At 62.0% G+C, this 8,786-nt stretch carries 5 protein-coding genes and 1 pseudogene; 4 read left to right on the forward strand and 2 right to left on the reverse strand.

What is annotated here, in order from left to right; genetic code table 11:
- Positions 1–108 precede the first annotated feature (108 nt).
- Positions 109–363: a DUF4839 domain-containing protein gene (locus NWF34_RS25510; protein ID WP_375295710.1), complete on the forward strand. Its 255-nt coding sequence runs from the start codon at positions 109–111 to the stop codon at positions 361–363.
- A gap of 485 nt (positions 364–848) precedes the next feature.
- Here NWF34_RS25510 and NWF34_RS24960 read toward each other — a convergent pair.
- Positions 849–2,026, reverse strand: a pseudogene (locus NWF34_RS24960) (IS3 family transposase).
- Positions 2,027–3,000: 974 nt separating this feature from the next.
- On the opposite strand from NWF34_RS24960, the gene NWF34_RS24965 reads away from it, so the two are divergent.
- Positions 3,001–3,657 (forward strand): hypothetical protein, encoded by a 657-nt coding sequence (locus tag NWF34_RS24965; protein ID WP_006898340.1) that lies wholly within the window; start codon positions 3,001–3,003, stop codon positions 3,655–3,657.
- Positions 3,658–3,929: 272 nt separating this feature from the next.
- Here the strand turns inward: NWF34_RS24965 and NWF34_RS25515 are convergent, their stop codons facing one another.
- Positions 3,930–4,901 (reverse strand): lipase family protein, encoded by a 972-nt coding sequence (locus NWF34_RS25515; RefSeq protein WP_085950768.1) that lies wholly within the window; start codon positions 4,899–4,901, stop codon positions 3,930–3,932.
- A gap of 432 nt (positions 4,902–5,333) precedes the next feature.
- On the opposite strand from NWF34_RS25515, the gene NWF34_RS24970 reads away from it, so the two are divergent.
- Together NWF34_RS24970 and NWF34_RS24975 are read left to right on the forward strand one after the other, a co-directional pair.
- Positions 5,334–6,728, forward strand: a complete 1,395-nt coding sequence (locus NWF34_RS24970) for an IS1380 family transposase (protein WP_131733946.1) — start codon at positions 5,334–5,336, stop codon at positions 6,726–6,728.
- Between the two features lie 504 nt (positions 6,729–7,232).
- Positions 7,233–8,039, forward strand: coding sequence for a LuxR C-terminal-related transcriptional regulator (locus tag NWF34_RS24975; RefSeq protein WP_006898342.1), 807 nt, complete (start codon positions 7,233–7,235; stop codon positions 8,037–8,039).
- Positions 8,040–8,786: the final 747 nt, after the last annotated feature.

Consider the following 8,786-nt stretch of genomic DNA (forward strand, 5'->3'; position numbering starts at 1 on the left):
ACCGCCGCAGACGACAGGACCGCCTCGGCAGATTGACCCCCATTGAATTCGAGACCATCATCAACCACGAGGCCCCTCAGGCCGCGTGACTAACCCTGTCACCTATCCGTGCACCAGGCCCCACCGCACGGGAACGCGAAGACTAGGTACGACATCCTAATCAACGCGGGCGACGCTGCGTCAGCGACTGGACCGGCTTTCCAGTTCCGTGATGAGAACACCCTCAACGACCTCCACTGGGTCGGCCCGGTACCGGACACGATCGGCGTGGGGACGAACCTCGACATAACGGCCGAAGTCGACCGCTACGAGGATCGGTCGTGCCTGCTACTGCTTGAGCCGGTTGCAACCGCCGTTCGCTAGCCGTACGTAGTAGCTCGCGGCGCGCACGCCACCCACCTGTCTCGGAACGACATCCGCAGCTGTGCTGCTGTTAGGCGACATGGGAACAGGCAACGGCTAGTTGAGCCTGGAGTCGTGCTCGAGCGCACCACGCTGCCGACGCCCGCGGGCGGCAAAAACCTAACTGACCATGCTCGCCGACACCACTCCTCGGGTCCTCAGTCTGCGTAACGAGCTCTCCGGACAGGCGGATACACTCAGCGAAACCTGAGACCCAGTACCGGCAAGGAATTTCGCCCATGCACGCGGCCGATGACGCCGACAATGATCGCGACGCCCCCACGAGCTACTACCTGAGTCAAGCCGTCGCCACACTACTGATCCCAGGAACCGGTCTCACTGTGGCTGAGTGGGTTGACGACAACAAAGGTCCACTGATAATCGCGGACGGTGACCCTGCCTTTCGGGAGTGGGGGCGTGAGGAACGAACTGGTGACAGGTTCGGTTTAGGCCGCGAGTGTGAGCGGCTCGGCTAGCTTGGCTTCGAACTCGATGGGCGTCAAGCCGCCGAGGGTGTCCTGGGCGCGCTGGCGGTGATACTTCCGCTCGATCCAAACGACGATGGCGAGTCGCAGCTCCTGCCGGGTCGCCCACCGCTGCTGGTTGAGGACGTTCGTTTGCAGCAGTGACCAGAACGACTCCATGGCCGCGTTGTCCCCCGCAGCGCCGACTCTTCCCATCGATCCGACCATGTCGTGGCGGCGCAACTCGCGGGCCATCGCGCGGCTGCGGAACTGGCTGCCCCTGTCGGCGTGCAGGATGCAGCCGGCGACCTCACCGCGGCGCGCGACAGCATTTCGGACGGCGTCTACGGCGAGTTTCGCGGTCATCCGATCTGAGATCGAGTACCCGACGATTCGGTTGGAGAACACGTCCTTGATCGCGCAGCAGTAGAGCTTGCCTTCGCTCGTCCAGTGCTCCGTGATGTCCGTGAGCCAGAGCCGGTTCGGTGCATCGGCGCGGAACACGCGCTGGACGTGGTCGTCGAACACGGGCGGCCCGGCCTTCTTCCCCTTCCCGCGTCGCCGGCGTTGCGCGGACGAGAGAATCCCCGCCTGCGAGCACAGCTTCCACGCCGTCCGCCGGCTCATCCGCCACCCCGCTCGGCGGGCCTCGTCGGCGAGGTATCGGTAGCCGAACGTCGGGTCCTCGTGGTGCGCATCATGCAGCGCGTTGATCCGATATGCGCGGAGCACGTCCGCGTCCCGGACGGGGTCGTTGCGCCACCGGTAGTAGGGCTGGCGGGCGAGCTTGAGAACCCGGCACGACACCGTCACGGGGATCCCCGCGTCGGCGAGCTCAGATACGAGCGGGTACGTCATTTTGGGGAGCCACCAAGCCGCAGGTTCGCCTGCGACAGATACGCCGCCGCACGGCGGAGGACCTCGTTCTCCTGCTCGAGCAACCGGATCCGCTTCTTCAACTCCCGCGCCTCGGCGGCGTCCGCGGCGGTCTGGCCGGGACGGTTACCGTCTTCGACGTCGGCTTGACGGAGCCAGTTCTGCAACGTCGCTTCGCTGATACCGAAGTCGGCGGCGATCTGTTTGATGGTGACGCCGCTCTCGCGGCTGCGAGCAACCGCAACGACGTCCTCGCGGAACTCTCTGGGATAGGGGCCGGGCATGATGACATCCTCCCCGTCAGCGCCTCCCGGCACTAACGATCAGTTGTCACCAATCCGTTCCTCACGCCCTGGCTGCGTCGTCTCCGCTCCGCAGCTGCTGACATGCTTGTCACTGCACCGTATGAAGCTTGGCCCATATCCGGATCAGTCGTAATCACTCGTCCCATACGAGGCAGCACCGGTAACGAACTGGTTCCCCCTCAGTCGGTGACAAGCGCGCGAAACAGCTTCTGCGTCCTGTGCGTCACGCCCGGAGCAGTCCTTCATCAGGCCTCTCATACTCCGCACACTCGTGGCGAAGTCCGGCCACAGCCGCCAGCCGCGGACGTCGCAGCGGCACCACCGTCCGGGCGCATTGGTAACGATGCTCAACTACGCTCTGCGCTATGGATTGACGCTGTTCGCCGACTGAACACGGTGCGGGAAGAGTTCGCTGCCTACGAGACCGACGCAACGGCATTCTTCCATCGCCCACTACTGGCCGATCGAACACACCCGCTCGTGCAAGCTTTCTACACTGCTTTCGCCCATGCCGATGCCTTGCGAGTAGATGGCACCGTTCCTGACGAACTCGGTTTCGTGCGTGACTTCGCCGATCGGGCCGTTGCTGCCGAAACCGCATGGAGGGCCGCGTACGCAGCTGCTTCAGCCTCGGGTGACAGCGGTCTGTCGGCTGAGCAACGAACTCTGCTGCGACGCGCTGAATCGGCAATCAAAGTGGCGCTCGACGATCGATCTCCTCCTAACGAACGAGCAACTGCCTACCGACGAGTGACCGAACTCTTCGGCAAGGCTCACATCGATGTTCCCGCGAGCATAGCCACGGAGTTGCGCCACCAAATCGAGAGCGCTACTCGCAAGACGCTCCCTGATCGACCCGGTCAAGGACTCGAGGCCCATCCAAAGATTGACAGACTCTCATGTCAATCCGCCGTTCCCGACAACAATTGTGACCAAGCAGAAGGACCAACCACATGGATGCCACCGGAATAGCAGTAGCGGTCATCATCGCGCTGGCCGTGATCGTCGGCGTCGGCTGGTTCGAATACCGCCGGCGGGAGTTCGGCAAGCTCGATGTCGAGGTACAGCACGCAGTGACAGCCGCCAGGTCTGCACGCAAGCAGTTCCGGGCTGCATCGCGGCTGATGACGACAGAAGTCGCCAGCATCGAGCGAACCATCAGCGAACTGAGCAGCGTCAAGGGCCAGCGGGTCGCCGCCGGCGGAGGAGTGACGGTCTACCAGCGATGGATCGACACCAGGCAAGGTAGCGGGTCGATCATCGGCGTCACCGCATCGGCAGCCGACGAATCCACCAACGGTGCCGGCAACGCGTACGTTGTGGTTGATGGTCCTGCAGTAAATGGTGTCGCCACCCTTGATGCATCGAAAGACCCAAAAGCCGGTCCGAACGCCTACGCGCTGGCGGCAGCGATCAACAAACAAGCACGGCTGGCCGCTGACGAGAAGAAGACGCTTCCCGAAAAGATCGAGCGAGCCAAGAGTCAGCTGACGACCGCCACACGAAGTCATGAGCAGAAGGTCGAGGCGGCACGCTCTCATTTCAGGGGACGGCTAGAAGTGCTGCCGACAGAGACTCGAGCGAAGTACTTTCGCAACGATCACGCCTAGTTTGGTCCGGCGCGCGTCACCCGTGGGGTTGGAGTTCACCCGGCGGTGATCGCGCGCTGGCTACGCGTCGTTTCGACCCGCTTGGACGCCATGTGTCTGCGACCTGCGTCGATCACTAAGCGCTGGACCAGCGGTCACGTGCTGCTGTGGTGGACAAACACTTGGTGGCCAGATGCATAGACGAGCTGTGTCGGTGACGGCCATGCTTCAGGGGCCAACCTGCGGAAGCCGGCAGACACGCTTGACTTCCGCAGGTCCTCGCTGTGAGCCATTTATTGGGTGAGTCGGCCTGCCAGCCAGTTGACTGCGATATTACCGGTAACCAATCCGACTGCGTGTCCTGGAGCTCCGATGGGCGGTAGCGATGGTGTGTTGATATTCGCCCTGGCGACGTTGGTACCCCCGCGTTTCCAAGCGTCTGCCGTGGCATTCGCATCGTCGGCGGGGACAACGTCGTCGTTCACGTTCTGCATAAGGAGTACCGGATGACTCGGTGCCGTTCGTCCCATTACGAAACTCTGGAATACGCTGTTTATCTCAGGATCGGAAGCCAACTCTTCGATTAACGGTCGCCCACTTACCGTCATCCCCTTTGTCGATCTGAAATAGTGGCCGACGACACTGCCCACCAGACACTCACCCGCAGTCTTACGCAGAAAATCTCTACCCTGACTGTTTAGTTTCGCATCGATCTTCGGCGCAAGTTGCGGATACTCAGCCCGTACCCCGTTCACGAAGTAGCCAATAACTCCGGCCGATAGCTTCCCTTCGTTGAACATCATTGTTCGCGCCGGGTTGGTCGGGGGCGCACCGACCACAGACCCTCTGATATTGAGTTCAGGGGCATAAGACTTGGCCTGTTCGGCAGCGGCGGCAGCTGCCCCGCCCCCCTGTGAGTATCCCCAGATTCCGACAGGCGCTCGGCGATCAACTGCCCCCACCGATATAGCGGCGCGCGCAGCATCAAGCACTGCGTGGGCTTGGGGAATGGGCTGCAGGTAAGGTAGCCGCCCCGGCGCCTCCGTCCCCTGAAAGTCGGTCATGGTTACAGCGAACCCTCGAGTCAAGAGGGAAGCCACGTCAAGCAGCTGTAGCTCGATCATAGGAACGCCAGAGCGGTCGGTGGTCAGTCCGCGAGTCAGCAGCTGTGAAGGTCGGCAACTCGGATCCGAGCCGTGGGTGCCAACTGCATAGGTGACCAATGGGCGAGGTCCTCTACCAGTCCACTTCGAAGCCGGAACCATAACAATTCCCGTTGTAGCGACTGGCTTGCCGCGGGTATCGGAGCTTCGATACGTGACCGAAGTCGCCTTCACCCCAGTAGGGATGGCGCCTGCCAGGAGATCCGTCTTAACAGACCGCAGCAGGCCGCCGTTCTCGACAGGGGCGTCCGCAGGCTCTGCAACGGCCGGAGCGCCCGCTGTTGCTGTTGCTGTTGCTACGAGTAGCGCAGCAGCTGCGTATCCAATCGATCTTGCTAGGAAAGTACGGGGCACATCCACTCCTTCAAAAGTACACGTTGAGTTCTCTAACTGTGAACACACATCGTACACGTTGAGTTCTCTAACCTCGCGCTTTCACGCTGATTCGTGTCGTGAATAAAGAATGGTGCCCTGAACTGGGATGATTGAACTTGCGAAGGTATCAATCGGACCAGATCGAGGAGCACCATTCAGGTGAGCAAGTCTACGTCGCCGTACCCCACGCTGTCTGCAGATGGCACCGGAACCGGGGTCGTGTCGCACGCCGGCGCCGCGGTGTTACTCCGGGCTGCGGAGAAAACGGGTCTGACCAGCCGATTATCCGAGGCGTTGGCGCCGTGGCGCAAACCTTTGGCGACTCATGATCCGGGCAAGATCATCTCCGACCTGGCCGTGGCGGTCGCGATCGGTGGCGACTGTTTGGCCGACATCAACCAGTTACGCGCCGACCCGGCGGTGTTCGGTCAGGTCGCCTCTGATCCGACGGTGTCGCGCCTGATCTCGACGTTGGCCGATGATGCGCCGGCGGCGCTGTCGGCGATTGCGACCGCGCGTGCTGCCGCGCGGGCAGCGTGCTGGTCAGCAGCCGGTGCCACTGCTCCCGACCATGACGCCGACGTCGCTGACCCGGTGATCGTCGACCTCGACGCCACTTTGGTGACCGCGCACTCGGAGAAACAGGATGCGGCACCAACCTACAAGCGGGGGTTCGGTTTTCACCCGCTGTGTGCGTTCGTCGATCACGGCAGCGACGGCACCGGCGAACCCCTAGCGATCGAGTTGCGCCCGGGTAATGCTGGTGCCAATACCGCTGCCGATCACATCGCGGTCACCGCCGCCGCACTCGAGCAGCTACCGCACGTGGCGGGCTATCGGGTTGGCAAGTCGGTGCTGGTGCGCACCGACTCGGCCGGCGGCACCCACGAGTTCGTCGACTACCTCACCCGACGACGCCTGGCGTACTCGGTCGGGTTCGGGCTCACCGAAGCGACCGCAACCGCGATCGACCGGATCAGTCCCGAGGCCTGGACCCCGGCCTACGACGCCGAGGGCATCGAGCGCGACGGGGCGTGGGTGGCCGAGTTGACCGGGCTGATCGACCTATCGGGCTGGCCCGAAGGCATGCGAGTGATCGTGCGCAAGGAGCGCCCGCATCCAGGTGCGCAGCTACGCTTCACCGATCGTGATGGGTTGCGGGTGACCGCGTTCGCCACCAACACCGTTCGTGGCCAACTCGCCGATCTGGAACTGCGTCACCGGCGACGCGCACGCTGCGAAGACCGGGTCCGCACGGCGAAAGACTGTGGCCTGACCAATCTTCCGTTGCACGGATTCGATCAGAACCGCATCTGGTGTGCCATCGTGATGCTCGCTTGCGAGCTGATCGCCTGGACCCAGCTGCTGGCCTTCGCTGATCATCCCGCTCGCCGGTGGGAACCCAAACGACTGCGCCACCGCGTGTTCTCGATCGCCGCCAAGATCAGCCGCCACGCCCGCCGAACCCGGTTGAAGCTTGCCGCCCACGCACCACATGTTGGACTGCTGCTCGACGGGATCTCAAGACTCGCAGCACTTCCCGCACCTGCCTGACATCAAGCCGACCTGACCTCTGATCCAGAAAGGACGTTCCACCTCGGGGCCGTGAACCCCGACGCCCACCGACGCGTCGGGCACCTCTCACGGCCTACGCCCGGAGATCCGGTCCTCAGACCACCCACCCGGGCCACCCAACAGACGACCGCCACCTCACGAAAGATCGAGGCTAACTGTGAACACACATCGAACTGTCTCGGGAGAACCAGTCTTCGGCACCTCGCTCGGCCGCACCCGATGTCACGGCGCACTCACCCGAGGTGCGACTGTGAGGCGCGCTGATGGGACAGCTGCTGACCTGTAGCGACGTGAACACTCGGAGTCAGCGCCTCCACGAGCTGGTGCATCACAAACCCCCGATTTGGAATGCCAATCTTCCCTGGCGTTGTATGTTCTCTCACAGGGTGAAGCGGGCGCGACCTCGTCCACACCCCCCGAAGAGGGGGTCGAGCGTCTAGAACGAGCGATGAGATCTGCTCACCACTGATGGTAGGAGAGCAAATGTCTAGAACGATCGAGGAGATCGTCTCCAGTTCATTGCGCAGGGTGCGCCGGGACACCAATGTTTCTCTGGCATTCGCCGGCATGGCCAAGGGGCGATCAACGGTGCACTTGCAGCACTTTGAGGGCGAGACGAAAGGCGTAATCGATGGAGTTTCTATCGAGGTCGGGCACGGACTGGGCGGCAGGGTAGTTGCCCTAAGACGGCCAATGGTCGTCGACGACTATCTGGAAACGCCGCGAATCTCCCACCGCTACAACGATATTATCGAGCAGGAAGAACTGCGCGCGATGATGGCCGCCCCTGTTATTGTCGATCGAGTCCCGATCGCGGTGATCTACGGTGCACTCCACACCCCACGCCTCATTGGTGATCGGATGCTCGACACACTCGCAAGCGAGGCGCGAGCCATTGAGCAAGAGATCGCGTCCGCCCGGGCGCTGTTGGAGTACGATGCGCACTCGCCAGACAAGGATCTTCGCAACCGTGTCACCGCCGCTTTCGCACGTCTCCGCCAGCTGGTTGAGGATGTGGACGACCAGCGCCTCTCGGGGGAACTCACCGATATCATCGAAATGCTCACTGCCGAAACTGATGCCAAGTCAATGTCAACAAATATAACCGCCCGGGAGCAAGATGTTCTGGCGTTTGTTGCGCTTGGATACCCGAATGCTCGGATTGCTGATTCGCTCGGCCTAACCGTAAATACCGTAAAAGGATATATGAAGGGAATAATGCACAAACTTGGTGCGTCCTCGCGACTAGAAGCTGTGGTGCTTGCTCGCTCGGCAGGCCTTTTACCCTAAAGGCCAGAGATCAGCAGGTGCGCGACTATGTCCATGTCTTGCCGAGGCTGTTAACTCGACCTCAAATCGCGTTGCCAGGCAGTAGCTTCCGTGGTCGTGTCTCTGTCCGAGTTCCTGCTTCGCCAGAATGCGGCGGTAGAGGCCGCCCCTACCTGCTCAAATGTCATAATATCTAATCAGCCCTCTAGATCGACTGGGGGAGCGGAAGTTTCAAGTAGATGCGACATAAGTCAAGCGGCGTATGCTGGTCGAGGGTGTCGCCTCGCCGGGCTACTTCAGCTCACTCTGAGGCTTGTGTCGGTCTTGGCGTTCAAAATATGGAGAATCCCCGAAGTTGGGCTGCCGCTATGAGTGCGGCTGAGTGCTTCCCAATCTCGGCTGTCTCGAGCGTCTTGATCGGGTCCTGCCCGGTGCCGTCATCGGTTCGGCGCATCCACATCGCCCAGTTAGTGAGACCGGCGCCCCATTTTGACGGGTAGGTGATGCCGTGGGGGCGTGACCCGTCTTCCAGAACTACCGATTCGCGTATCCAGGTAGCTATCCCAGTCGTCAGAGTTTTCGCCTCGGGTGAGGAGTTCGTGAGCTCGCTCAGGGTCAACTGTTCGGTGCCGAGCGCGCCAAGCAGTTGTCCATGGCCATGAGAAAGTCCCCATTGGTGGCCAGGTCGAGGTCCCCGCTGGTGGCCAGATAAAAGTCCCCACCCTGTGTTCGTCGTGTCGACCCGGAACTGAGGGCCCAGGCGATGAC

It is taken from the genome of Gordonia sp. GONU, assembly GCF_024733855.1.
Classification (GTDB): domain Bacteria; phylum Actinomycetota; class Actinomycetes; order Mycobacteriales; family Mycobacteriaceae; genus Gordonia; species Gordonia amicalis.